General features: G+C 68.4%; 23 protein-coding genes and 3 tRNA genes. 12 read left to right on the forward strand and 14 right to left on the reverse strand.

Translation table 11 applies throughout. From position 1 onward, the window contains the following. Positions 1-123 precede the first annotated feature (123 nt). Positions 124-624 (reverse strand): hypothetical protein, encoded by a 501-nt coding sequence (locus ACWA15_RS10950; protein WP_464055216.1) that lies wholly within the window; start codon positions 622-624, stop codon positions 124-126. Between the two features lie 1,058 nt (positions 625-1,682). On the opposite strand from ACWA15_RS10950, the gene ACWA15_RS10955 reads away from it, so the two are divergent. Beyond that, entirely contained in the window at positions 1,683-2,126 is a 444-nt protein-coding gene (locus ACWA15_RS10955) for a type IV toxin-antitoxin system AbiEi family antitoxin (protein ID WP_464055218.1), read from the forward strand. 170 nt (positions 2,127-2,296) lie between these two features. Here ACWA15_RS10955 and ACWA15_RS10960 read toward each other — a convergent pair whose 3' ends face one another. After that, positions 2,297-5,182 (reverse strand): sugar-binding domain-containing protein, encoded by a 2,886-nt coding sequence (locus ACWA15_RS10960; RefSeq protein ID WP_464055220.1) that lies wholly within the window; start codon positions 5,180-5,182, stop codon positions 2,297-2,299. Positions 5,183-5,781: 599 nt separating this feature from the next. Here ACWA15_RS10960 and ACWA15_RS10965 point away from each other — a divergent pair. Beyond that, entirely contained in the window at positions 5,782-6,240 is a 459-nt protein-coding gene (locus ACWA15_RS10965; protein ID WP_464055222.1) for an SRPBCC family protein, read from the forward strand. 71 nt (positions 6,241-6,311) lie between these two features. Then, the gene (locus tag ACWA15_RS10970; RefSeq protein ID WP_464055224.1) at positions 6,312-6,533 is read left to right on the forward strand and encodes a YgaP family membrane protein; all 222 of its coding nucleotides are present in this window, start codon (positions 6,312-6,314) and stop codon (positions 6,531-6,533) included. Between the two features lie 23 nt (positions 6,534-6,556). Here ACWA15_RS10970 and ACWA15_RS10975 read toward each other — a convergent pair whose 3' ends face one another. The 4 genes from ACWA15_RS10975 to ACWA15_RS10990 form a co-directional block, all read right to left on the reverse strand. After that, on the reverse strand, positions 6,557-7,378 hold the full coding sequence (locus ACWA15_RS10975; protein WP_464055226.1) for a sulfite exporter TauE/SafE family protein: 822 nt from the start codon (positions 7,376-7,378) through the stop codon (positions 6,557-6,559). Between the two features lie 42 nt (positions 7,379-7,420). Then, positions 7,421-8,797, reverse strand: coding sequence for an MBL fold metallo-hydrolase (locus ACWA15_RS10980; RefSeq protein WP_464055228.1), 1,377 nt, complete (start codon positions 8,795-8,797; stop codon positions 7,421-7,423). A gap of 121 nt (positions 8,798-8,918) precedes the next feature. After that, positions 8,919-10,295, reverse strand: coding sequence for a sensor histidine kinase (locus ACWA15_RS10985; protein ID WP_464055230.1), 1,377 nt, complete (start codon positions 10,293-10,295; stop codon positions 8,919-8,921). Then, the gene (locus ACWA15_RS10990) at positions 10,295-10,984 is read right to left on the reverse strand and encodes a response regulator transcription factor (RefSeq protein WP_464055232.1); all 690 of its coding nucleotides are present in this window, start codon (positions 10,982-10,984) and stop codon (positions 10,295-10,297) included. Before ACWA15_RS10990 ends, ACWA15_RS10985 begins: the two co-directional genes overlap by 1 nt. Positions 10,985-11,154: 170 nt before the next feature. Here ACWA15_RS10990 and ACWA15_RS10995 point away from each other — a divergent pair, with 170 nt between their 5' ends. Further along, on the forward strand, positions 11,155-11,886 hold the full coding sequence (locus ACWA15_RS10995) for a DUF2202 domain-containing protein (protein WP_464055233.1): 732 nt from the start codon (positions 11,155-11,157) through the stop codon (positions 11,884-11,886). Between the two features lie 15 nt (positions 11,887-11,901). On the opposite strand, the gene ACWA15_RS11000 is transcribed toward ACWA15_RS10995, so the two are convergent. Then, the gene (locus ACWA15_RS11000; RefSeq protein WP_464055234.1) at positions 11,902-12,483 is read right to left on the reverse strand and encodes a dihydrofolate reductase family protein; all 582 of its coding nucleotides are present in this window, start codon (positions 12,481-12,483) and stop codon (positions 11,902-11,904) included. 291 nt (positions 12,484-12,774) lie between these two features. Between ACWA15_RS11000 and ACWA15_RS11005 the strand changes: the two genes are divergently transcribed. The 4 genes from ACWA15_RS11005 (at position 12,775) to ACWA15_RS11020 (ending at position 13,468) form a co-directional block, all read left to right on the forward strand. Continuing rightward, positions 12,775-12,846 (forward strand) — tRNA-Gly (locus tag ACWA15_RS11005). Between the two features lie 44 nt (positions 12,847-12,890). Then, a tRNA-Cys gene (locus ACWA15_RS11010) sits at positions 12,891-12,961 on the forward strand. Between the two features lie 18 nt (positions 12,962-12,979). Further along, positions 12,980-13,054, forward strand: a tRNA-Val gene (locus ACWA15_RS11015). Between the two features lie 93 nt (positions 13,055-13,147). After that, positions 13,148-13,468, forward strand: a complete 321-nt coding sequence (locus ACWA15_RS11020; protein WP_464055236.1) for a hypothetical protein — start codon at positions 13,148-13,150, stop codon at positions 13,466-13,468. 91 nt (positions 13,469-13,559) lie between these two features. Here ACWA15_RS11020 and ACWA15_RS11025 read toward each other — a convergent pair whose 3' ends face one another. Beyond that, positions 13,560-14,048, reverse strand: a complete 489-nt coding sequence (locus tag ACWA15_RS11025) for a hypothetical protein (RefSeq protein WP_464055238.1) — start codon at positions 14,046-14,048, stop codon at positions 13,560-13,562. Positions 14,049-14,225: 177 nt separating this feature from the next. Here ACWA15_RS11025 and ACWA15_RS11030 point away from each other — a divergent pair, with 177 nt between their 5' ends. The 3 genes from ACWA15_RS11030 to ACWA15_RS11040 all read left to right on the forward strand — a co-directional run bounded on the left by ACWA15_RS11030 (position 14,226) and on the right by ACWA15_RS11040 (position 17,057). Then, on the forward strand, positions 14,226-15,050 hold the full coding sequence (locus tag ACWA15_RS11030) for a PhzF family phenazine biosynthesis protein (RefSeq protein WP_464055240.1): 825 nt from the start codon (positions 14,226-14,228) through the stop codon (positions 15,048-15,050). An 82-nt stretch (positions 15,051-15,132) separates the two neighbouring features. Beyond that, positions 15,133-15,807, forward strand: coding sequence for a response regulator transcription factor (locus ACWA15_RS11035; protein ID WP_464055242.1), 675 nt, complete (start codon positions 15,133-15,135; stop codon positions 15,805-15,807). Next, on the forward strand, positions 15,807-17,057 hold the full coding sequence (locus tag ACWA15_RS11040; RefSeq protein ID WP_464055244.1) for a sensor histidine kinase: 1,251 nt from the start codon (positions 15,807-15,809) through the stop codon (positions 17,055-17,057). The genes ACWA15_RS11035 and ACWA15_RS11040 overlap by 1 nt, the downstream gene beginning before the upstream one ends. Here ACWA15_RS11040 and ACWA15_RS11045 read toward each other — a convergent pair. From ACWA15_RS11045 to ACWA15_RS11070, 6 genes are all read right to left on the reverse strand, one after another. Further along, complete coding sequence (locus ACWA15_RS11045; RefSeq protein ID WP_464055246.1) at positions 17,014-17,763, reverse strand: FAD:protein FMN transferase; 750 nt, start codon at positions 17,761-17,763, stop codon at positions 17,014-17,016. The two genes, ACWA15_RS11040 and ACWA15_RS11045, sit on opposite strands and share 44 nt — an antisense overlap. Before the next feature lie 3 nt (positions 17,764-17,766). Then, positions 17,767-18,276 carry an FMN-binding protein gene (locus ACWA15_RS11050; protein ID WP_464055248.1) on the reverse strand — a complete coding sequence of 170 codons (510 nt, stop codon included), beginning with the start codon at positions 18,274-18,276 and terminating at the stop codon, positions 17,767-17,769. Next, positions 18,273-19,535, reverse strand: coding sequence for a ferredoxin reductase family protein (locus ACWA15_RS11055; RefSeq protein ID WP_464055250.1), 1,263 nt, complete (start codon positions 19,533-19,535; stop codon positions 18,273-18,275). The genes ACWA15_RS11050 and ACWA15_RS11055 overlap by 4 nt, the downstream gene beginning before the upstream one ends. A 196-nt stretch (positions 19,536-19,731) precedes the next feature. Further along, the gene (locus ACWA15_RS11060; RefSeq protein WP_464055252.1) at positions 19,732-20,136 is read right to left on the reverse strand and encodes a DUF7144 family membrane protein; all 405 of its coding nucleotides are present in this window, start codon (positions 20,134-20,136) and stop codon (positions 19,732-19,734) included. Positions 20,137-20,237: 101 nt separating this feature from the next. Beyond that, positions 20,238-21,272, reverse strand: coding sequence for a TerC family protein (locus ACWA15_RS11065; RefSeq protein ID WP_464055254.1), 1,035 nt, complete (start codon positions 21,270-21,272; stop codon positions 20,238-20,240). A gap of 154 nt (positions 21,273-21,426) precedes the next feature. After that, complete coding sequence (locus tag ACWA15_RS11070) at positions 21,427-22,092, reverse strand: DNA alkylation repair protein (RefSeq protein WP_464059486.1); 666 nt, start codon at positions 22,090-22,092, stop codon at positions 21,427-21,429. Positions 22,093-22,296: 204 nt separating this feature from the next. On the opposite strand from ACWA15_RS11070, the gene ACWA15_RS11075 reads away from it, so the two are divergent. Continuing rightward, positions 22,297-23,406 carry a methyltransferase domain-containing protein gene (locus ACWA15_RS11075; RefSeq protein ID WP_464055255.1) on the forward strand — a complete coding sequence of 370 codons (1,110 nt, stop codon included), beginning with the start codon at positions 22,297-22,299 and terminating at the stop codon, positions 23,404-23,406. The last annotated feature ends 1 nt before the right edge of the window (position 23,407 follow it).

Here is a 23,407-nt window from a genome sequence, read left to right on the forward strand (position 1 = left end):
CCGGTCGTCGTCTCCTCAGGGGCCTGTGACCCGCAGCCGGTAAGAATCATGGTGGTGCTGGCGAGCAACGCGCAGAAGGACACGCGACCCCTGTGTGAAGTCTGAAAGGTGTGAGACATGGTCCTATTCCGAGATCGAGTCGTTCATCAAGAGGATGACCGTCGAGGCGGTGCTGGGAGTGACCATGGTGACATCGGTCCTTATCTCGGCGTCTAGCGTGGCGACCACTGCGTAGGAACCGTCAGGGCTGTCGGTGCAGGGAATCGCCTTGTCGACATTTCCGGACTCGTGCTGCCAGCTGATGGTGACGGTGGCGTCACGGTCGCAGAAGACGAGGGCCGAGATCGTCCCGGCATCCAACCTGTCGTTGATGCCAGTTGACGGGATTGTGGCACCGGCGTCCGCCTCTGGGTCTCCCAAAGCGCATGCAGATCGGAACATCCCAACAGGGTGTTCGAGTGGCTCGGCATTGGGTGAGCAATACTCTTCGATCGTCATGTCGCCGAGTCTGAAATCAGGTGCTTGAGGCGAACCTGAGGCACCCGCGCAGGCGGCCAGCGTGAGCACCATCAGAGGCGCCAAATGCCCGATCTGGAGCGGGCGAAAGATGATCGAACGAGTCACGTCAGCATCCATCTCGCGAGGTGGGGTGAGGGCGAAACCGGTCGAGGGTGAACGGGAAGGCGCGCTCGCACCGGTTCATCAGTGAACCGGTGCGAGGAACGTAGCAGGTTGGAAGCGCTCCCACAAGGGCATCTTGTGACGCTTTGCAATTCAGCGACTTTTCAGGCATCAATGATAAGTCCATGCCGCGAGTGCGCGCAAAGGGCTCGTGGGTGGGTAGGGTGCCCGGTGCGCGGCGGCCAATAGGAAGACCGGCCTGGGCGTGATTCCGCTGCGCGCGGCCCGGTAGCGATATCGACCTCATGCGCAGCCTGGGCAACCTCGACGACGCCGTCAACTCACTGCGCGCCGCCGTCACACCCGACATGGGGGCCACTTCAGACTGTCATACCCATATGGCCAGTTGTCGTCGAGACACCCCCGCGCTCACCGCGTCATATAGCCCCATCGATGACGCACCGCGTTGTCGCGGGTCAACTCCTGATGACAGGCGACTTCCTCGTGCGCCACCGGCCAGCACCCGATCAGCACGGTTACCACGCACCAGCCACGGCCATGATGACGCTGGGCATCAGACCGGCATCAGGCGACAGCGTCATCGCCATGGCCATAGCCCCTGACGGCGGACGGCCGGCGGTCCGCTTGCCCTCCCTCGCGGTCTCACCCCTGCGTACCCCTACGCGTACCCCTACCGGTAGCCATCCACTGGTGTCCATCGGTACCCAGGAGGAACCGCGCAGCTCTCTGATCTGCTGATATAGATCCCACGAGACACGCACAGACACGCCTCCGCTCCCTGACACGGAAGAGGTCACTGGTTCGATCCCAGTATCGCCCACCAGCATCACCGCAGGCCAGAGGCCGTCTCGGAGGAATCCGAGGCGGTCTTTTGCGTTGGCCGGAGGGTGCATACCCCTACGCGTTTTCGTCGACACCCCTGGACGGGGGTGGACCTGGGTAGCGAACAATGCCAGTGAGAAGCGGTCCGCCCCTCCGCGCTCGCGCCGGCCAGCGCCCAGGCGCAGGCACAGGGGCTGTCTCGCAGGCAGCTGTCGCGGATGGTCGACGCCGGCCTGTTCGACTGGCTCGAGCACGGGGTCTACGTCTCCCCCGCGGTCCAGGGCGACCATCTCCTCCCGCTGCGGTCCGCGTGGCTCGCCCTCCAGCCGGCCCGCTCGGTCCAGGAGCGACTGGCCGATCTGCCCATCGCCGGTGTCGTCTCCCACAGCTCCGCAGCCCAGCTGCACGGACTCGGCGACCACCTGGCCGATGAGCACGAGTTTGTGCTGCCCGAGCGGTTCCAGTCCCGGCGCGTCGGGGTTCGGGTGCGCCGCGCAGTCCTCGATGCCTCCGAGGTCACCATCGCCGCCGGGCTCCCGGTCACCACCGCCGCCCGGACAATCGCGGCAGCACTCGAGAACGCCGCGGCCCGTCGCGGCGAGCCGAGCGGGGCGACGCTGGTCGACAGACTGACGCGCGCCCACACGAGGGTGAACCAGTGACAGATCACGTGTGCTCCTCCGGTCGAGCCCCGGGACCTGCAGGTGTGCCGGCGGTGGGGGGTGGTGATGCACAGTCACGGGCGCCGGACCCGGCTGCTACGGGATGTCCCGTGCTCAGGGTCGGCGGCGGTGCTTCGGTGGCGGCAGCGGACCTGGGCGTGTCCCCCGTGTTATCCCCGTAGAACGCTGAGCAGTTGTGCCACGTCGATGGTCTCGGTTGGCGCGAAGTCCGCACCTCTTAGGTATTCCGTCAGACTCCGTCGGAACTGGCGGGCGGACACTCGGTCGCCCGTTGGGTCCAAATTGAGCGAAGTCACCATGATCTTCCCTGCACCCAGGTTCGCCTCGAACAGCGCCCCCAGTCGGCGCGCTGAGAACCAGGTATCTATGGGCTGGGCGAGCGGGCGCAGCTGATCGGGAAGTCCGTCGAGGAGCATTGCTCTGGCGCCGTGCAGCACCTCCCACCACTGCCAGTCGGTGTGCCCTTCGGTGGGGAACCCCTGGAACACCGGATGTGCGGCGTCGTGCAGTACGCCGAGGGTGTGCGGCGGCTGATTGTAGGTCCAAGCGGTGTTCCAGAAGACGGGGGTGAAACCTAGAGCGATGTCGTTGTCGATGTCCTCCGCGCGTACCTCAAGGAGCACGGTGCCGCCAGCCAAGGCGTGTTCGATCGCCGCCTGAGCGTCAGCGGTCACAAACAGCGAACCGCGGGAGTCAATCTCTGAAGCATCCCGAGCAGTCGTCCTCTCCGGGTACACCCAGACGTTCCAGTCGTTCTCGTACGAGGAGCCATCGGAGGACTCGATAGTGACGGCCAGCGTCAGGTGCGCAGGCTCGGCCACAAGGCCGGCTGGAATGATCACAGGAAAGAACCGCGTGCCATTGCCCACAGGAATGACGACGTTTTGCGCGACAACTCCCGTGTGGGTCGCAATACCGGTGCGATCCCGGATGCTCCAGTTCACGTCACCTGTGATTGGCGCGGGCCCGAAGTGCGCCACCTGTACGGTGAACTTCATCTCCTCGTTTGCCGCCCAGACTCGGCGCGGCAGTCGAGCCAGGGGAACAGTCGGACCGCAGAAACGCGCGAACTCTTCCGCCTTCGAGTAACCCTTCGACTCCCAGAACGGGTTCAGTACCCCGACGAGAGCTGTTCCCTGGCCAGGGAAGTCGGTCAGACCGAGCAGATGGAATCCGCCGAAGCCTTCCGTGCGCAGGGCGGATTCGATGTCCTCTTTGTAGCAGAGAGTTTGCAGCTTTCCCGACGATCGCAGGAACGCCTCCGCCTGGTCCGCCATCCCTGCGTCCCGCAGCCGGTCGGCGAAGATGCCGAAGTTCTTCGGTCGCATCAATCCGGTGTACTTTTCGACTTCGGAGAAATCGGGATAAGCGCACCATTGCCCGATCTCGTGGCTGATGATGGGACGCTGCCGGGACTCAACCCATTCGCGGTAATCTGACTCGGTTTCTGGCTCATGCGCGTTCAACCGGGAGTCGAGACCCTCTCCCCAGCGGTGGGTGCGAGGATCGGGGATATTGTCGAAGTCGTTCTCCGGGATGGCTGGCCATCCTGCAGCACTCGTGTACAGCCGTCGGGGATCGGACGTGCGCCACCGGTTTACCCACGCTGCGAGGAACTCGGCATCGCGACCGCCGGGCTCGTTGCCGTGCGCCATCATGATGAACGACGGGTGGTTGCCGTAGGTGTCAAGGATTTTGCTGGTTTCCTCGTACAAGAAGGCGTCGACGGGCCGGGACTCTCCGAGGGCCGCGCCCTGATTCGCCCAGATCGGAGCCTCTACCTGCATGTAAAGACCTGCTTCGTCAGCTGCGATGAACGCTGCCTCGGGCGGGCACCACGAGTGGAAGCGCAGCAGGTTCAACCCGTGATCCTGGGCGGCCGCGACTACTTTGCGCCACGACTCCACATCGGTTGGCGGGTACCCGGTCAGTGGGAATACACACGACTCCAGAGTGCCGCGGATGAATGTCCGTCGGCCGTTGATCGTCACCTGCGTTTCTTCGACGCCGACCTCGCGGAGACCGAAGACGGTGCTGGCTTCGTGCCGATGTTCAGATCCGCGGACGTCCGTGACCAACTCGACCGTGAGTTCGTAGAGTGCGGGCTGGAACTCGTCCCAGGTCTTGGCTTCATCGCCCAGGTGGAGCTCCACGTCGACCTGAGCCCCACTGGCAGTGAGACCACGTGAGGACAGGTCGATCCCGTATTCGGCCTCAAAATGCCCGGTTGCTGGGGCGCTGCTCTGGCTACCTGGCACGTTGAAGCGGCGCGCCGAAACCCGTACGCTCCCTTTGCCGGCACCACCGCTGCCCGCGGCGATGTCTACTTTCACCAGCGCGGACTTGGCGGCGACGTTCGGTACCACCCGAATCCGGCTGATCACGACCTCGGGCATGGCTGTGAGGGAGATATCCCCGATGATGCCGTTCCAGTTGCCCTGGGTGTGGTCTGAGACGCTGTGTGAGTTGGGGCCAACGTCGATGACAGTCCGATTGTCCACTCTGATCGTCAGCAGGTGACGGCCGGGAGTGAGCCGCCCGAGGTCGTAGCGGTGGGCCGTCGTCAGGCTTTGCTCGATGCCCACGCGACGTTCGTCGATCCAGACGGTAGATTCCCAGTGCACTCGTTCGAGCGAGAGGGTGACCTTCCGCTCACCCCAGCCAGCTGGGATCTCCACCTCTCGCTGGAACCACGCAGCGCCGCGGTAGTAGACCTGAGGCTGCAGCCAGAATGGGACCGCGATGTTGCCCGGCTCGCGGTACTGCGCGTAGATGTCGTCCGTGAAATACGAACGGTCAACGATGCCACCGGTCCACGGCGTTTCCACTCCGATCGGATCGCCGATGCCCTGCTCCTGAATCGAACCCGGGAGGGTGACCCTCAGCGGCTCGCCGGGCAACTCGGCCCGGAACCACTGCTCGAGCTCTCCTACCGCATCCCGGTCAATCGCGCACCGCCATTGCCCAGACAGGTTCAGACACCAGTCCGAGTCGAGCGTCGGGGCGATTCTGGAAGACGTGGGCTGGAGCGGCATGGGCGTGTTTGTCCTTGAAGGTCTGGCGAGACGCATCTCATGTGATGAGAGCGCGGGACCGTACGATCTGATGCTAGCCGCGATCTTTCCCCGATCCCTGAGGCCACTCGCTTGGGCGTCGATGCGCTCGCTTGAGGCGTGATTTTGCCATGGGGATAGGACAAGGTCTCCGTGTCGTCGGGTGGGCGCCGGTTCCGGGGCCGGTGGTCGTCCTGGGGTCGTTGAAGCAGGGGCTGTGCGGGCGGTCACCTCCTTGTTCTCGACCTCCGTACCCCTACCGCGATGAATCCAGGGGTGTCCAGCGATGACCTACTGCACGCCAACGCCGTGACCTGCAGATATGGACACCGCTGGACACCCACAAACACCCCTCCTGCCCCTGACGCGGAAGAGGTCACTGGTTCGATCCCAGTATCGCCCACCAGCATCACCGCAGGCCAGAGGCCGTCTCGGGGGAATCTGCGGCGGTCTCTTGCGTTGGCTGGAGGGTGCACACCCCTACGGCTGCCGTTGTGGGATGTCGCAGACTTCCCTGGGGGGATACGACCGCGGACGCCGTCGGGTAGAGCGAGCCAGAAGCAGCCGGATACGGTGGCCTCATGTCGGACGGTGATGTGTCAGTCTCGGTGATCATCGAGGCGCGTGTCGATGACGTCTGGCGCGCGATCACCGTCGGACGGTCGTCGTGGTGGCCGGAGATGGTGTTCGATGCGGTTCCTGGCGCCCCACTTCTAGAGACACGGAGCGAGGATGGCGAAGAGAAGCAAGCCTCAGGAACGATCACCGGTGCCGTCGCCCCTCGGCTTCTGACCTTCGCCTGGAGCGAGCCAGGCTGGATCGGCCCGTTGAGTGTGTCGGTTCAGCTCGAGCCCCTGGGCTCCACCACCAAGGTCACCGTCACCGAAGCCGGCTTCACGGAAGCGCTGACGCCACCAACACTCCTGGCCGAGCACCAGGACGGCTGGATCTACCACTTGGCACGCTTGCGCAACGAGTGCACCCGAGTGTCGCCGGATGTCTCCTCGGGCCGCTCAGCGGATATACCCGAGGGGGTATAGCCTGGACGTGTCAACGAGATGCGAGCATCACTCACGTCTCCGGGGCATACCGACAACTCTGGGAGATCATCGTGAAGAAGAACATGGGATCGACGGACCGCAAGCTGCGCGCCTTCGTCCTGGCGCCCGCCCTGGTGGTCATCGGCGTGATCGCAGGCCCGGCCGGCACTCTGCCCCTGGTGGCCTACGCCCTCGCCGGGGTCATGCTCGCGACGTCGGCCGTGGGGACCTGCCCGCTGTACCTGGCTTTCGGCATGAGCACGACCGAGCGGGACTCAGCCTCGCGACGCTGAACCCCGCTCAACCCGGGTGAGGATCAGAACAGCGACGGGACGCTGCGCGCGGCGGTATAGAGAGCCACCACGACAAGCAGCACCGTGAAGGTCAGGTTGAGTCGGGCGGGGCTGACCCGGGACACGACTCGGCTCCCCAGGAGGCTGCCGACGACGGCGGACAGAGTGAACCCGCCGATCAACCACCAGTCGAGGGTGACCGCCTCACCAGTCCGGAAGAGCAGTGCGGTGAAGCTGTTGATGGAGATGACCAGCAGCGACGTGCCGATCGCCAGCGGCATCGACAGGCCGAGGGCAAGGACCAAGGCGGGCACCACCGCGAACCCGCCACCGACCCCGAAGAAGCCGGTGAGCAGGCCGACCCCGGTGGCGGTCAGGACGATCTTCGCGGCACGTGGGCAGTCGCACCTGAAGCTGGGACGCCACCGCAGCACAGGTTCCACGATCACTCCGCTACCGCCGCCACCCGCCGCGCCGGAGCGAGCCTGCTGGCGGCGGCTGCGGGTCATCAGGGCAGCCACGACGAGCATGAGCATGGAGAAGCCGGCCAGCAGGACCGCCTCGGGCACCGCCGTCGAGAGGCGCGAGCCGGCGTAGGAGCCGGCCACGCCCAGGACGCCGAAGACCAGGCCTTTGGCCAGGCTGACGCGACCCGCGAGACGGTGCGGGATCAGGCCGATCAGCGACGTCACCCCCACGATCATCAGCGACCCCGTCGTGGCTGCTCGGGTGTCCTGGCCGAAGAGGTAGACCAGAGCGGGCACCGCCAGGATCGATCCGCCGCCGCCGAGCGCCCCGAGGCTGATCCCGATCAGCAGGCCGACGGGAATGACGAGTGCGAGCACGAAGAGTCCTTTTTCTCGAGAGGCTGGGAGGGCGAGCTCGCGTCAGCTCGTCTCTACCGCCCCCGCCACCAGCGTGAGCCCGGCGCTGGCTGCGTGGTCGTCGAAGGAGTCGTCGACGGCGACCACCTGATGCCCCGCTGCCACCAGGACGGAGGCTGCGATCGACGCTCGATAGCCACCTGCGCAGTGGACCCAGATCTCGCCGTCGGGCACCTCGTCGATCCGCCCGAGCAGGTCGTGGATCGGCAGGTGGACCGCACCGTCGACATGGGCCTGGCGCCATTCGCTCACACGGCGGACGTCGAGGATCACGACCGGGCGGTGGTGGAGCACCTGGGCGAGGTCGGCGAAGGATGCCCGCTCGAAGTGGCCCAGGGGATCATCGCTCCAGTCGCCCGGAGAGCCGGTGGCGGCCGCGGCGGGGTAGTCGATGCCGATCCGCACCAGCTCTCGCTGGGCATCGGCGACCTGCTCGGCGCTCTCGCCGAGCAGCGTCACCGGGGTGCCCCAGGGGATGAGCCAGCCGAGATAGGTCGCGAACTGGCCGTCGAGCCCGAAGTTCAAGGTGCCGGTGACATGCCCCGCCGCGAACGCCGTGCGGTTGCGCAGGTCGACGAGCCACTCCCCCGCCTCCAGCCGACGACGCAGTTCCTCCTTGTCGGCCCGCCGCGGTGCGCTCAGGTCCACACCGCCGGGACCATGGGCGTTGGCCGGTCCCATGTGGACGTAGTACGCCGGGTAGACGTCCAGGCCGGCGACGATCTGGGCGACGTAGTCGTCCTCGTCGTCGCGCAGTGCCGGGTTGACCAGGCGTTCGTTCCCGATGGTGGACCCGGTCGCCCCCGACGTCGTCGAGGTCGACGAGCAGAAGCTGCCGAACCCGTGCGTCGGCATCACCACGGTGTCGTCGGACAGCTCCTCCGCGAGCGCCCGCGCCGAGGAGTACTGGTGGTGCGCCAGCTCATGGGTGTGCTCTGGACCGAGCAGGTCGGGGCGACCGGTGGATCCGAACAGCAAGGATCCGCCCGAGAACACCGCGGGGTCCGCGCCCTCCAGGACATAGGACAGGTGGGTGAACGTGTGCCCGGGGGTGTGCACGACCCGCACCCGGAGGTCGGGGCTGACCTCGACGACGTCGCCGCCCCGGACCGGCACACGCTCGAAGGACACCTTGTCCTCGGCGTTGACGAGGTACTGAGCACCGGTCTGCTGGGCGAGGGCGAACCCGCCGGTGACGTAGTCGTTGTGGATGTGCGTCTCGAACACGTGGGTGATCCGCACGCCGGCGAGCGCGGCCGCGGCCAGCATCCGGTCGGTGTCCCGCTGGGGATCGACGACGAACGCCACCTGCCCGTCGTGGACCAGATAGCTGCGGTCCCCCAGGGACGGGGTCTCTACCGTGGTGATCGTGCTGGTCATGGCACGTCAACCTTTCAGGTTCGAGCGAGCAGACCGAGGGAGTACGACTAGACCAGTAGATACCCCCACCGGTATTCAAGACTACAACGAAGACGGGCGCCAGGCCGCCCAGGCCAGGTCGTCAGGTTCGACCAGGTGCAGCCTGGGCCAGGGGCAGATCGATGGTGAGGGTCGTCCCCGCGCCGGCCGTCGAGTCCGCCGCGATGGTGCCCCCGTGAGCCGTGACGATCTCGCGGGCGACCGCGAGACCGATCCCCGAGCCCGCCACCTGCTCCGCGGCGCGACCACGCCAGAGCCTGTCGAAGATGTGCGGCAGCTCGTCGGCATCGATCCCAGGGCCGGTGTCCGCCACGTCGAGCACCGCGCGCTCTCCCTCGCGGCGGACCGACACGGTGACTGCGTCCCCCGGCCGGCAGAACCGGGCGGAGTTGGCGAGCAGGTTGCCCACGGCCTGGTGCAGCCGGTCGGCGTCGGCTCGCACCAGGAGCGGTCCGTCCAGCGAGCTGCGCACCACGAGCCCCGCGGCGCGGAGCTGGGAGTCGCGGGCCCGAAGCTCGTCGCGGGTGACCTGACACAGGTCCACGTCCGCGCGCTGGTCGGCTCGGCTGCCCGTCTCGGCCGCGGACAGCTCGGCGAGGTCGCTCACCACGCGCCCGAGCCGCAGCGCCTGGTCGTGGAGCCCGGCCAACCCGGCCGGCGTCGCCGGGACGAGCCCGTCGCGCAGCTCCTCCAGACCGGCCTGCAGCGCGGCGAGCGGCGTGCGCAGCTCGTGCGCGACGTCGGCGGTGAGGTTGCGCCGCTCCTGCTCCGACCGCGAGACCGCGTCCGCCATGGAGTCGAACGCGCGGGCCATCTCCCCCAGCTCACCCGGTCCGCGGACGCCCGCGCGCGCCTGCCGGTCACCGGCCGCGAACGCGCGGGCGGCGGAGGTCATGGCGTCGACCGGGCGCGTGAGCAGTCGGGTGACCACCCAGCTCGCACCCACGGCGACGACGAGAGCGACGACGGCCGCGACGGCGATCCACGACCAGGCGATGTCCCGCGCCCCGGTGCTGGCCGCCGCGGTGAAGACCAGACGCGTGGTGCCGACGGCGGTCCCGTCCACGATGACCGCGGCCTCGAACGCGCCCTGTCCGCCGCCTTCGCCCTGGCCCCGACCCTGGCCCCCGCCGGCGAGCCCTTCACCGGCCGGGCCACCCACGAGAGACCCGTCCTGGTCCACGACGAAGAGCCGGGCGCCCGCATCCTCGGCCACTGCGCCGGCGCGCTCGAGGTCCGCCCCGTCCCATCCCCCGGCTCGCTCGTACGCCCGACCGGCGGCGGTCGCGGCGGCGACCGCCGTGCGCTGCCGGTCCGCCTCGAGCGAGGCCTGGAACCCCTGCCCGACGCCGATCAGCGCGGCGACGGTCAGCACGACCACCGAGGAGACCGCGACCAGCAGGAAGGCGAGCAGCAGCCGCCGGCCGAGCGGCCCGAGGCCACGGCGCGGGGAGCCCATCACGGTTCGTCGCGCCGCAGGCGCAGCCGGTAGCCGACGCCGAGCACGGTCTCGAGCACGTCCGCACCGTCTGGGCCGAGCTTGTGCCGCAGATTCTTCACGTGGGAGTCGATGGTCCGCTCGTAGCCGGCGTACTCGTACCCCCGGACCCGGTTGACCAGCTCGTAGCGTGAGAAGACCCGCTCCGGCGTCGCGGCGACCGCGACCAGCAGCCCCCACTCCGTCGGGGTCAGCTCGAGCCTGCGGTCGTCCAACCACGCCTCGTGCCGGGCCTCGTCGATGCGCAGCCGGCCCCCGCCGTACGTCGTCGGGCCCTCCTGTGTGCTCTGGCCCGAGCGGTGCAGGACCGCCTGCACTCGCAGCACGACCTCGTGCGGGCTGAACGGCTTGGTCACGTAGTCGTCCGCGCCGAGCTCCAGCCCGCGGATGCGGTCGTCGACGGTGCCGCGGGCGGTCAGCACGATGACCGGCGGGTAGCCCGCGGCGTGGATCTCCCGCAGCACGTCCAGACCGTCGACGTCGGGCAGGCCCAGGTCGAGCACCACAAGATCGGGCGGCGCTGAGGTGAGCAGCCGGATGGCCTCGGCCCCCGTCCCCGTGGTCAACACCGACAAGCCCGCGCGCTCCAGGTACCGGCGCAGCACCTCACGGATGTCACGTTCATCTTCGACGACCAGCACGGTGGGCACATGCCCATCCTCCTCGCTCCCGAGTGCCTTGGGGTGCCGATGGTCCCGGCTCCACCGCCTCGGCAGGAGAATCCACACCGCCTCCACACCGATCCCCACCGCACCACATCTCGCGGACGCATCGTGAGGTCGTGCCCACCATTCGACCAGACCAGACGAAGGACTTTCTCATGCGCACCAGCACCCGCGTCCCCGCGGTCATCGCCGCCAGCGCCATCGCCACCGCACTGCTCGCCTCCTCCGGCTTCGCCGTCGGCCGGGGAGGACCCTCGTCAGCAGATCCGGGCACCCCGAGCCCGCAGAGCACCCAGGTCGCCACGTGCGACGGGACCGGACCCGGGTCCGGAACCGGAACCCCGACCGGGAACCGCTCCGGCCGAGGCGGTCACGGGGTGGCCGGCCAGGGCCGCGGCACAGGAACAGGCATGGGGACGGGCGCTGGCACCCGTGCCGACCTGACCGACGTCGCGAGCGGCACCCTCACCGATGCCCAGAGACTCGATCTCGCTGCGATCGCCGAGGATGAGAAGCTGGCGCACGACCTCTACGTCGCCTTCGCCGACGCGTACTCGACCACGGTGTTCACCCGAATCGCGAGCGCCGAGACCCAGCACCTCACCGAGGTCCGCGTCGTCCTCGACCGATACGACATCGCCGACCCGACGCTCGGTCTGCCGGTCGGGACCTTCGCGACCGTGAGCTTCCAAGAGCTGTACGACACCCAGCTCGCGGCGGGCTCAGTAGATCTGGCCGCCGCCTTCGAGGCTGGCGTGGTCGTCGAGACCACCGACATCGCCAGTCTCAAGGAGGCCGCGACCGGCCTCGCCGCCCCCGATGTGGAGCAGGTGTATGCCCATCTCCTCTCCGGATCCGAGCGGCACCTCTCGGCCTTCGCCCGCTGACCCCGCGTCGATCGGTCACCGGCGCACGCGATAGCGCAGATGGAGCACCCGGTTGCCCTGAATCACCACGTCAGGGTCCTCCAACCGGCGCTGCCCATGGACCGACCCGAAGAAGCGCTTGCCGGACCCGAACACGACGGGTACGACGTCCATGCGCACCTCGTCGACCAGGCCCGCGGCAAGCACCTGGCCACCGACGTCGCCAGCAGCGACCTCGACCATGCGGTCACCCGCAAGCTCCTGCGCCTTGGCCACGGCCGCCTCGACGCCGTCGACGAAGTGGAACGGCGCCCCGGAGGCCCAGCCCTCGGGCTTCGGTCGGTGCGTCACCACGACCACTTGGTCGATCCCGCTGGGAGGCTTCCCGTCCCAGCCGTCCGTCATGTCGAAGACGTGGCGGCCGGCGATCGTCACCCCGATCTGGTCCCAGTACGGCCGGATGTAGTCGTGGGAGGTCTGCGACACCGTCAACACGCCGCTCTCGTCCAACGGCACGTCACCGCTGGTCAACCAGTCGAACAGTGGTCCCGGCTGGTCACTCTCATCCGCGATGAAGCCGTCCACCGACACTGAGCCGTACATGACCACCATGCCCACGGGTCTCTCCTTCGCCAGGGATATCTCCACGGTAGCGTCTCGTGAGTTGTCGCTCTTGTCGGGAATCGATCTGCTGGCAGCGGCCAGCCGTCCAGTGCGCGGCCGGGATGGGATTGCTCCCTCGCCTCCGGGCCTTGATGTCAAGGCGCGGAGCCACCATCGTCGACCACACCAGGGTCTGTGACATGAGTCTCACCACCGGAGGTCAGTTGGACGTCACCTGCAACGTTCCACTAGAGTCTGGGACGCGCCGAGGTCACGGGGTCTTGACACCCGCGAGTTGAAGCGCATGCGGACGTAGCTCAGCGGTAGAGCATCACCTTGCCAAGGTGAGGGTCGCGGGTTCAAATCCCGTCGTCCGCTCGGAGAGAAGTTGTCAGGCGAAAGCCGGACGATGGATCTCGAACGGTGGAGTGGCCGAGAGGCTAGGCAGCGGCCTGCAAAGCCGTCCACACGGGTTCGAATCCCGTCTCCACCTCGCAGGTCAGCTTCACATGGGCGATTGGCGCAGCGGTAGCGCGCTTCCCTGACACGGAAGAGGTCACTGGTTCGATCCCAGTATCGCCCACCAGCATCACCGCAGGTCGAAGGCCGTTTCGGAAGAATCCGAGACGGCCTTGTGCGTTGGCTGGAGGGTGCGCACCCCTACCTGCACCCCTCCGCGTTGTATGCGCCCGTCACTGCCACCCCGGACGGCATCTCCCTGAAAGAGCTCTGCGCGGAGCGGTTCTTCACTGTTGAACAGGTGCTCGCGACCACGACCTCCGACGGAGTCGCCGTCGGCTGGACTGAGACCCAGCTGAATACCGACTTCCACGTCGCAACGATCGCCGACGGCATTCCGGATGGCCAGCGCTTCTCGTTCATCGATGCCACCCCACTCGAGAACCAGTCGGGTGTGGAGTACGCAGTCACCTCCCTGTCCCTCTGCGGAGAGACCGACACAGACGATGAGACAACCGCGACCCTCGACCAGGTCGACTGAATCGTACGGACATGTGGTGGACATACACGTCGGCGGTGATGCGGATGTCCCGTGCGCGATGTCGATCGGGTAGTCGATTCTCGGGGTCGGCTCAGTGCGCGAACACCTTGAGCGCCAGGATGGCCAATCCGAACATGCCCGCGAGCATGGCGTTGAGGAGCGCGCGTGGCCACCCCATGTCCTCTTGCCTGCCGATCACCAGCCCATAGGCGAACAACGCCACGATGCCCACCACCAGGGCCACCACGACCGCCGTTGCGCGATCGATGACGCCGACAACCCCGAGCATGAGCGCCAGCACAATGGGCCAGGACGACTGCAGCATCGGCCACTCCGCGCGCGCCAGGGAGATCAGCTCCTCGCGTCGGACCGGCCGGCGCAGGACCATGCGCGCAGCGAGTCCGAGCGAGTAGACGTGGGCCAGCCAGAAGATCACGGAGGTGCCAAGCACCAGGAGCGCGGCGCGGTCGATCGTCTCTGGATCATGGCCGGCCGCGGCAACCACGCTCGTGGCCAGAATCGTCCCGTAGATCGCCCCCGCCATGTGATGCGCCTGCTGCACCAGCGTCGTCTGGGTCACCCGGCGAGCGTATCGCTGCGCTGTCCACTGCGCCCGGCCGACGTCCCGGCCGAGGAACTGCGCACCGAGATCCAGTGGCCGATCGACCCCGAGGGACTGGAGCCGCACACGCCGTAGGCGGTCCGCCGCCGTGAACAGTCCGTGCAGTGCCGACTGCTGCGGCCCTAGGCTCCGGTCATGGAGATCCTCACCTATCGCGCCTTCACGACAGCAGACCCGCACCCACACTCGGGCAACCCCGCCGGAGTGGTCGTCGACGCCGAAACCCTCGCCCGGGCGGACATGCTGCGCATCGCGGCCGAGCTCGGTTTCAGCGAGACAGCGTTCCTCACTGCGGTCACGCCGACGTCGGCGCGCATCCGGTACTTCACGCCTCGCGACGAGATCGCCTTCTGCGGCCACGCGACCATCGCCTCGGGAGTCGCACTCGCCCGCCGCGGCGCCGGCCCAGTGGTGGTTCTCGAGACCAACGCCGGTGAGGTGCCCGTGGAGGTCACAGTCGACGCGGCGACCCTCACCGCCGTCGACACGGTCGTCGGCCCGCTGGCCGGCGACCTGCTCGAGGAGCTGCTTGCCGCGCTCCGCCTCTCCCGCGCCGACCTCGACCCCGACCTGCCTGCGGCGTTCGTACGCGGTGGCAACCCCCACCCGATCGTCTTCGTGCGAGAGGGCGTCCTGGCCGCGCTCGATCATGACGCCGAGGCTGTGCTGCGTATCCAGGACCGTGAAGGGTGGGACGGCACCATCCCGGTCGTCCACCGGGTCTCGGCGGAGCGGTTCGCCTCGCGCAATCCGTTCCCCCGCGGTGGCATCCGGGAAGACCCCGCCACGGGGTCGGCGGCGGCCGGGCTCGGCTCCTATCTGCGAGCGGGTGGGCACCTCCAGCTGCCCGCGGTGATTCAGGTCGAGCAGGGCGCGGCCATCGGGCATCCGTCGTCGATCACGGTCGAGGTCCCGCTCGAAGGTCGCGTGCGTGTCACAGGCACCGCGGTGGAGCTGTAGCAGAGCCAGCCGGCAGCTTGGCAGCGCGGTCTTCTCCCGTCCCCGCCCGCTGGACCTACGATGTGCGCAGGAGGTCACACGGATGACGCAGTCGGCACGAGTGCTGCTGGTCGAGGACGACACTCAGCTCTCCGCGATGCTCGCAGAGCTCCTCACCGACGAGGGCTACTCCGTCGACGTCGCCGACGACGGCCAGCGCGGCCTCCATCTGGGGCTGACCAAGACCTACGACGTCCTTGTGCTCGACCGCGGGCTACCAGCGATCGAGGGTCTCGACCTGCTCGGGCGTCTCCGCGGGCGCGGCGTGCTGACCCCGGCTCTTGTCCTGTCTGCGCTGGGCAACCCGGCCGACCGGGTCGCGGGGCTCGACGCCGGCGCGGAAGACTACATGTCCAAGCCGTTCGACGTCGACGAGTTCACCGCCCGCCTGCGAGCGCTGCGGCGCCGTGGCACGCGCGGCGCGCTCCAGGACACCGGAAACGTCCGCTTCGGTCCTCTCGAGCTCGATGCGCGCACCCGCCGGGTCACCGCGGCCGACGGGACGATCGTCGACCTCTCGGAGCGGGAGTGCTCCCTCCTGGACCTCCTGGCCCGGCGCCCCCACCAGGTCTTCTCGCGCAGCGAGATCCTCGACCGCGTGTTTCACGGCACCGGCGACGAGGGCGCCGTCGATACGTACGTCTACTACCTGAGGCGCAAGCTGGGCCGTGAGGTCGTCACGACCGTCCGCGGCCTCGGCTACCGCCTGGGCTACTGATGAGTTACCCGACTCCCCTGACCTCGGCCGAGAACGACCGTCTCAGGCGCACCGCCCGACGCCTGGGGCTGCAGACCGCGGCACTCGTCCTGGTGTGCCTGACCCTGCTGGGAGCCGTCGTCGTGCTGGTCGTCGTGCGAGGGCAGAGCGCGGACGGTGAGCGTCGCCTGGAAAGCACAGCGCGGTCGATCGACGATGTCCACGATGCCCCGGACGGCATGTGGGTCGCGGTGGAAGGCGCCCGGGGTCTCGAGGTCTCCGACGACATGCCGGACGGGCTCCCGGACTTCACCGTGATGGCCGAGGTGGCCCGCTCAGGTCAGGACCGGTGGACGCGAGTCGCTCTCGAGGAGGGGACGGTCGCAGTCTTCACCACCCAGTCGCGCGACCGGACGGTCCAGGTGGCGCTCGACCCGCACGAGGGGCGGGAGGAGATCGAGCGGCTCGTGACCGCACTCGTCGTCGCCAGCGGCGTCGGCGTCGTCCTGGCGGGGCTCGGAGGTGCGTGGCTCGGGCGCCGTGCCGTGCGCCCGACAGTCGAGGCGCTCGCACTGCAGCGCAGGTTCGTCGCCGACGCGAGTCACGAGCTGCGCACCCCGCTCACCCTGCTGTCGACGCGGGCGCAGCTCCTGCAGCGCCACGTCCGCGCCGAGCACGGGCTGGCAGGCGACTCGCGCGTGCCCGGGGACGTGGAGGGGCTGCTGGCCGACACCAGGGCGCTGACCTCCATCTTGGAGGACATGCTCCTCGCGGCCGATGCCCGCTCCGTCGATCTGGCCGCCGTCGACATCGCCGCGATCGCCGACGCGACGGTCGACGCGGCACGTGCCACCGCCCAAGAGCGACACATCGAGCTCACCAGAGACGGTCCGCCGTCCGTCGTCGCGACCGTCTCCGCGGTGTCGGTGCGACGAGCGGTGACCGCACTCATCGACAACGCCATCGACCACGCGACAGGCCACGTGCGGGTTGTCGTCGAGCGCGACGGCGATGCGGTCGCCGTGCAGGTCGAGGACGACGGCCCGGGCATCACGGGTGAACCCGCTGACCTCTTCGAGCGGTTCGCCTCCCGGCGGACGGGGATCGCCGCCGAGCACGACCGCCGCCACTACGGGCTGGGGCTGGCCCTCGTCGCCGAGGTCGCGGCCCAGCACGGCGGGTCCGTCTCGGCCGGCCCGCGGCCCGTTGGTCAGGGCGGCGCGACGCTCACCCTGCGACTGCGGGCCGCAGGGCCGGCGTCCCGGAGCTGACCACTGTCCCGTCCGGCAGGACGGCGAACGCCTCACGTGCGCCCTGCTCGATCGCCCAGGCCACTCCCGCAGGTCCGAGCGCGAGAACGCAGGTCGCGAGGACGTCCGCGGTGACGAGGCTGTCCGCGACCACCGTCGCGGCGAGGAGGGCGCTCGCCGGCTCGCCGGTGCGCCCGTCCCAGACATGAGCTCCACGCTCATAGACGCCCGACGTCGCGACCGCACCGTCGCGCTGGGCGATCACCGCAAGGATCCGCCGGGGATCACCCGGATCGCGGACACCGGTCCGCCAGGGCCGTCCCGGCTCGGGTTCCCCGTGCGTGACGACGTCGCCCCCAGCGTTCAGGCAGTAGCTCCGGACCCCGCGAGCCAGGAGCTCATCAGCCGCGCGCTGCGCCGCCCACCCCTTGACCACACCGTTCGTGTCGAGCGAACCGTCTGGAGCGTAGATGCGGAACGCCCCGAAGCTGGCCACGCTCGCCCGAGAGGCGATATCGAGAATCTCGACGAGGTCGAGGGACGCGGCAACCTCCCCACGCTCGTAGCGGCGCAGCTCGCTGTCGATGCGATACGGGCTGAAGCGCTCGTCCGCCGAGGTCAGGACAGCAAAGGCGGCACCCACCGCCTCGTCCGCCGTGCTTTCATCGGGCGCGTCCCGGACGTCGATCGACATCGGGATGCCCATGACCACCGCTGTCCGGCGCACGCGTCAGCCCACCTGGTCGATCGCCGACTGGACCGACTGACGGTAGCCCTCGGAGGTGTACGTCGCCCCGGAGACGGTGTCGATGCTCGCGGACTGGGCAGCTAGGACCTCCTTCGCGAGCACCGGCGTTGACCTCTCCGAGATCTGGGCGCTCTCACGCTGAGCGCTCGGAGACTGGAGAGTCTGGACGTCGACGATCTGGGTCCCGGTGAACGTCACCGTCACCTGGACCGGACCGTAGCGCGTCTGGGACACCGATCCTGCGACTGTCACCGTGCTCGAGGTGGTCGACCCGGTCGCGGGGGTCGACGTGTCGGACGGGGACGGGGACGGCGTCCCCGTCCCCCCTGCTGACGACAACGCCGCTCCCGAGGGCGAGGTGATCGGCGGCGCCGCGGACAGCACCGCCTGATCAGTCGCAGCCAGCGGGCCGAACCGCGCGACGGCGATGGTGCCGATCGTGGCCAGGGTCCCTGTGTAGATGAGTGTTCCGCGCCAGCGTGGGGTGGTCATGACAAGCTCAGCTCCTCGCGGTGGATCGCCGCGCGGGGAACGCCGAGGGCGCGCGCGGAGCAGACGACTGTGGACACCAGCCCTTCCGGGCCGCAGACGAAGACGTCGCGGTCGGCGATGTCCGGGACGTGCCACAGGAGACTCGGTGGGCTGAGCGGGTCATACCCGTAGTCAGCCCGGCGCCCTGGCAACGGGATGTACCTCACGGACGAGGCGGAGAGCTCCCGGCCCAACGCCAGCCCTTCCGGGGAGTGGGCACGGTGCACGACGACGACGTCGTTGCCCCGCAGGACCAGATCCTCGGCGAGCGAGCGGATCGGTCCGATGCCCGCTCCACCCGCGACCAGCAGGGTGCGGGTGGACCGCGCCCGATCGGCGGTGATCCGGCCGAACGGACCTTCGAGCAGGACCCGGGTCCCCGGACGCAACCGGGCCGTCGCGGAGGAGTGGTCCCCGAGCGCGGCGACCGTCACCCGGAGCCGGTCCGAGGTCGGTATCATCGAGAGGGAGTAGGGGTGCGCGGTCCACAGGTGCCCCGGTGTGAGGAACCTGACCAGCACGAACTGCCCACCTCGGGCCTGCAGCCCGCCCAGCCCCGCTCCCCGCAACCACACGCTCACCATCGCGCCTCCCTCCGGGACGACCTGGTCGACCCGCAGCACCATCCGGCGGTGGGCGAGGAGAGGGACGACCACGCGCCAGGCGAGGAGCGCCGAGCCGGTGGCCACATAGAGGCCGATCCAGACCGCCCGGGCGACCGGCGACCCGACGAAGTGCGTTCCGGCCGCGATCTGGTGCCCGAAGGTGAGGAAGATGCCGACATAGACCGACAGGTGAAGGACGAACCACACCTCGTAGGAGAGGACCCTGCGAGCCAGCCGTGCGCTCGAGAGACCCACCAGGAGGAAGAGGGCGGTCCCCGCCACGGCGCTGAGCAGATCGGGCTGAGTCGCGATGAGCGAAAGAGTCTCCGGCCACGGCGCCTGGTGGTCGAGGAGCCCTCCACCGATGATCATGAGTCCCACATGGGTGAGCACCAGGAGGACGACGGTCGTGCCGAGAGACCGGTGCCACCCCACGAGCCGGTCCATCCCTACCGCACGCTCGAACCACGGCACACGTCCGATGAGCAGCAGCTGGAAGCACACCAGGTAGGCGGCGAGGAGACCGGCCAGCTCCCCCGCACTCGTGAGCGCTCCTCCCGGCGTCGTCCCGATCGACGCGGGGGTGCCCGCCCACCAGAATGCGAGCACTGCCACCGCACCACCGAGGGTGGCCGTGTGCAGCCCCACCCTTGCCCACGGCCACCTCCGATGGACGCCGACCTCCCTGACCGGTGTGGCTCGACGCGCACTGCGTTCCGTGAGGATGCTCATGATCACAGCGTGACGCGTGATTCTCAGAGGATTCTCGGAACGGGTCGGAACAGGTCAGTCGTCCAGCGCCCGTGGTGTGTCAGCCCTCGGCGAGGTCACGCCCGTGAACGGTGAGGGCCCAGATGACCGCGATGTCGATCGCGATCACGATGATCCCCCAGATCGGGTACCAGGGGATCCAGAAGAACGCGGCGAGCATGCTGACAACGGCCGCGAACACGCCGACGGTCCTGGCGAGGACATTTCCCGAGAACACCCCGAACCCGGCCGCCATCACGACCAGGCCGATGATGAGGTGGACCCAGCCCCACGTCGTGGCGTCGAACTGCAGGACGTAGTTCGGGGTGACTGCATAGAACTCGTTCTCGAGGATGCCGACCAGGCCGGCGAAGGCCTGGAAGGCGCCGACCGTGACCATGATGACCCCTGCGAACGTGATCCAGCCGACGGCGGCGCTAGATCTGGTGCTGTGCGTAGTCGACATCGAAGTGACTCCCTCTGTCCAGGTCATGCGCTAGTGCATGACAGGACGAACGTATTGACAGGCAGCGGTGCGGTCGCCATCCGGTAGGGGTGATTCAGGATCTACCGGGTGATCGAAGGTCGCCGTCCGCGACGGCGACCCCAGGCAGGGTCCACGGCGGCGTCTTCCTCAGCGGTGGCGACCCGGAACGGGGGCTCGTCGGGCGTCAGGAGAGCCTGGCGCCCTTGGCCACGGGTCGCGCGCAGGCTGAGGACGATGGAGACAGTGATGATCGTCGCGATGACGGCCAGGGAGATCGGTGTGGGGATGTAGACCACGTCGATCTTCAGGAGCATCTTGACGCCCACCCACATGAGTACGAGGGCGAGGCCGATCTTGAGGTAGATGAAGCGGTGGATGAGGTCGGCGAGGAGGAAGTACATCGCGCGCAGGCCGAGGATGGCGAAGGCGTTCGCGGTGAAGACGAGGAACACCTCGTCGGTGACGGCGAAGATGGCGGGGATCGAGTCGACGGCGAAGACGATGTCGGTGACCTCGATGAGCACAAGGACCGCGAGGAGCGGCGTCGCCAGCAGGATCCCGCGCCGCCGGACGAACAGCCGCTGCCCGTGGTAGACCTCGGTCATCGGCACGAACCGGCGAAAGGCCCGCAGGACGATCGACTGCTCCGGGTTCAGGTGCTCGTTGCGCTGACGGATCATCCGGTAGCCGGTGTAGAGCAGGAACGCGGCGAAGACATAGAGGATCCACGCGAAGTTCTCGATGAGCAGCGCGCCGGCGGCGATGAAGATCCCTCGGAAGACCAGCGCTCCGAGCACGCCGAGGAAGAGCACCCGGTGCTGGAACTCCCGTGGCACCGCGAAGAAGCTGAAGATGATCGCCCACACGAACACGTTGTCCACGGCCAGGGACTTCTCGATGAGGTACCCGGCGAAGTACTGCTGACCGAGCTCCGCGCCCCATACCCACCAGACGATCGCACCGAAGGAGACGCCGAGGGCCACCCACACCCCGGACCAGAGGGCCGCTTCGCGGACTCCGATCACGTGCGCGTGGCGATGAGCGACCAGGTCGATCGCGAGCATCACCACGATGAAACCCACCACCGCTGCCCAGATCCAGAATGCAACGTCCATGACAAACCTCCGATCGTGTCGATCGAAGGTCTCTCCCAGCCCTGGGGGCCTGCTCGCCGGGCCCGCACGGGCCGTACTGACGACGAGACATCCGCGGGATACTCCCCTTCGTGTGCGGACTATCTCAGCACGATCCGTCGGTCCAGGCAAGGGCTCAGCGGCGGCTGCTGCCCACGACAGGCTGAGTCTGACGGCGGACCATCTCATTGATCCAGGCCGGCGCGTAGGGGGACGTGCAGCCCGGCGGGGTGGGGTAGTCCTTGAGGACTCCGAGGCTCTCGCCGATGCTGATCGCGCGGCCGCGGTGCTCGGGGTGGTGGATACCGATGGTCGCCAGGCACTCGTTCATGGCCCACTGCAGGCGGTCCGGGGCGTCGACCAGGTGTGTCTCGATGCGGTCGAGGAGCTCGGCCAGGTCGAGCCCTTCGGGGTCTCTCGCGACCCGGTCGCTCGTCAGGGCCCACCCGGCGCTGGCGACGACCGGGTCGGGGTCGGCGAACCAGTCGGAGCGAAGGTCGTCCACGTGCGGGTTCTTCTTGACGACGTAGCTGACGAGCCATCCGTGCACCTTGGGGACGCGCGCATCGCGGAGCATGGCATCAAGCTCGGGCGCGGTGTACGCCGTGGGGCGGCTGACCAGGATCGCGACGAGCCGGGCCGCGGTGTCCCCCGTCCCCCAGAGCTGACCGGCGAGGTCGGGCTGGGTCTTGAGCCTCTTGGCCACCGCGCGCAGCTTGGTGAGGTTGACACCGTGGTCGTCCCCATGACGTTCGTTCACCGCCCGGATCCTCGGGTCCTCGAGAGCCGCCAGCTCCGTCATCACGTCGCCGACGGTGGCGTCGGCACCCGAACGCGTGGTCACGGCGATCTCCTTGCTGGTCAGTCAGTATCGGTTCCCAGCGTACGGGGACTCGGGCCGATTCAGAGCGTCAGCATCAGGTTCCCGCCGCGCTCCGCCCAGTTGCCGGTGCCCGCTGAGCGAGGCACGGTGGAGAGAAGCGCACACCAGGCAGGAGGACTTCTCATGACTTCCCCTTTCGACGGCCCCGCAGACCCCGCGGTCGATGCCCTGGCTGAGCGTGTGCTCCAGGCCGCGCTCGGCACTGCGGACATCCTGTCGATCTACCTCGGGGACAGGCTGGGGCTCTACCGGAGCCTCGTCGCCGACGGCCCCGCAACCGCTGTGGAGCTCGCCGAGCGGACAGGCACCCATCCCCGGTACGTCCGCGAGTGGCTCGAGCAGCAGGCGATCACCGGATTCGTCGTCGCGACCGCCCCCGAACCCGACGCCTCGGGGCCCTCCGAGGACCACCGGTTCACCCTCACCGACCCCGCCCGGGAGGTGTTCACCGACCCCGAGAGCCTGTCTCACATCGCTCCGCTGGCCAGGACCCTGGCCGCCAGCATGCAGCAGATCCCGGCCCTCCTGCACGCCTACCAGAACGGTGGAGGCGTCAGCTGGGGACAGCTCGGGCGCGACGCGCGCGAGTCGCAGGCTGACCTCAACCGGCCCTGGTTCACCCGTGCGCTGCCCGCCGCTCTCGAGAGCATCCCCTGGCTCCACGAGACGCTCGCGCGCCCGGACGCCCAGGTCGCCGACATCGGCTGCGGGGCAGGGTGGTCCTCGATCGCGCTCGCGAACGCCTACCCCGCCGCGACGGTGCACGGCTTCGACATCGACGAGCCGTCGATCGCCCTCGCACGTCAGAACCTCTCCCAGACACAGGATCCGTCACGCGACGTCCGGTTCACCGTCGCGGACGCCGCCGCCCTGCCACCCGACAGCTACGATCTCGTCTTCGCCTTCGAGTGCGTCCACGACATGTCTCAGCCGGTCGAGGTGCTCAGCGCGGCGCGACGGTCACTGCGCCCGGGCGGTTCCGTCATCGTCATGGACGAGGCCGTCGCCCCCACCTTCACTCCCCCGGGCGACGACCTGGAGCGCCTCATGTACGGCTTCAGCCTGTTGGTCTGCCTCCCCGACGGACTGTCCCACACCCCCTCGGAGGGCACCGGCACGGTCATGCGCCCGGACACGCTCCGCAGCTACGGCCTACGGGCGGGCCTGACTCGGTTCCAGGTGCTGGACGAGGCGAGCTTCGGCTTCTGGCGCTTCTACCGTCTCGCCGCTTAGG

The organism is Sanguibacter sp. TS_SC_8 (assembly GCF_055361235.1).

What these genes read in the sequence shown, in the direction of transcription:
- ACWA15_RS10955 (WP_464055218.1), top strand. Translation starts at nt 1,683, where the DNA reads ATGGTCGACGCCGGCCTGTTCGACTGGCTCGAGCACGGGGTCTACGTC.
- ACWA15_RS10960 (WP_464055220.1), bottom strand. Translation starts at nt 5,182, where the DNA reads ATGCCGCTCCAGCCCACGTCTTCCAGAATCGCCCCGACGCTCGACTCG.
- ACWA15_RS10965 (WP_464055222.1), top strand. Translation starts at nt 5,782, where the DNA reads ATGTCGGACGGTGATGTGTCAGTCTCGGTGATCATCGAGGCGCGTGTC.
- ACWA15_RS10980 (WP_464055228.1), bottom strand. Translation starts at nt 8,797, where the DNA reads ATGACCAGCACGATCACCACGGTAGAGACCCCGTCCCTGGGGGACCGC.
- ACWA15_RS10985 (WP_464055230.1), bottom strand. Translation starts at nt 10,295, where the DNA reads ATGGGCTCCCCGCGCCGTGGCCTCGGGCCGCTCGGCCGGCGGCTGCTG.
- ACWA15_RS10995 (WP_464055233.1), top strand. Translation starts at nt 11,155, where the DNA reads ATGCGCACCAGCACCCGCGTCCCCGCGGTCATCGCCGCCAGCGCCATC.
- ACWA15_RS11030 (WP_464055240.1), top strand. Translation starts at nt 14,226, where the DNA reads ATGGAGATCCTCACCTATCGCGCCTTCACGACAGCAGACCCGCACCCA.
- ACWA15_RS11035 (WP_464055242.1), top strand. Translation starts at nt 15,133, where the DNA reads ATGACGCAGTCGGCACGAGTGCTGCTGGTCGAGGACGACACTCAGCTC.
- ACWA15_RS11040 (WP_464055244.1), top strand. Translation starts at nt 15,807, where the DNA reads ATGAGTTACCCGACTCCCCTGACCTCGGCCGAGAACGACCGTCTCAGG.
- ACWA15_RS11050 (WP_464055248.1), bottom strand. Translation starts at nt 18,276, where the DNA reads ATGACCACCCCACGCTGGCGCGGAACACTCATCTACACAGGGACCCTG.
- ACWA15_RS11060 (WP_464055252.1), bottom strand. Translation starts at nt 20,136, where the DNA reads ATGTCGACTACGCACAGCACCAGATCTAGCGCCGCCGTCGGCTGGATC.
- ACWA15_RS11065 (WP_464055254.1), bottom strand. Translation starts at nt 21,272, where the DNA reads ATGGACGTTGCATTCTGGATCTGGGCAGCGGTGGTGGGTTTCATCGTG.
- ACWA15_RS11070 (WP_464059486.1), bottom strand. Translation starts at nt 22,092, where the DNA reads ATGACGGAGCTGGCGGCTCTCGAGGACCCGAGGATCCGGGCGGTGAAC.
- ACWA15_RS11075 (WP_464055255.1), top strand. Translation starts at nt 22,297, where the DNA reads ATGACTTCCCCTTTCGACGGCCCCGCAGACCCCGCGGTCGATGCCCTG.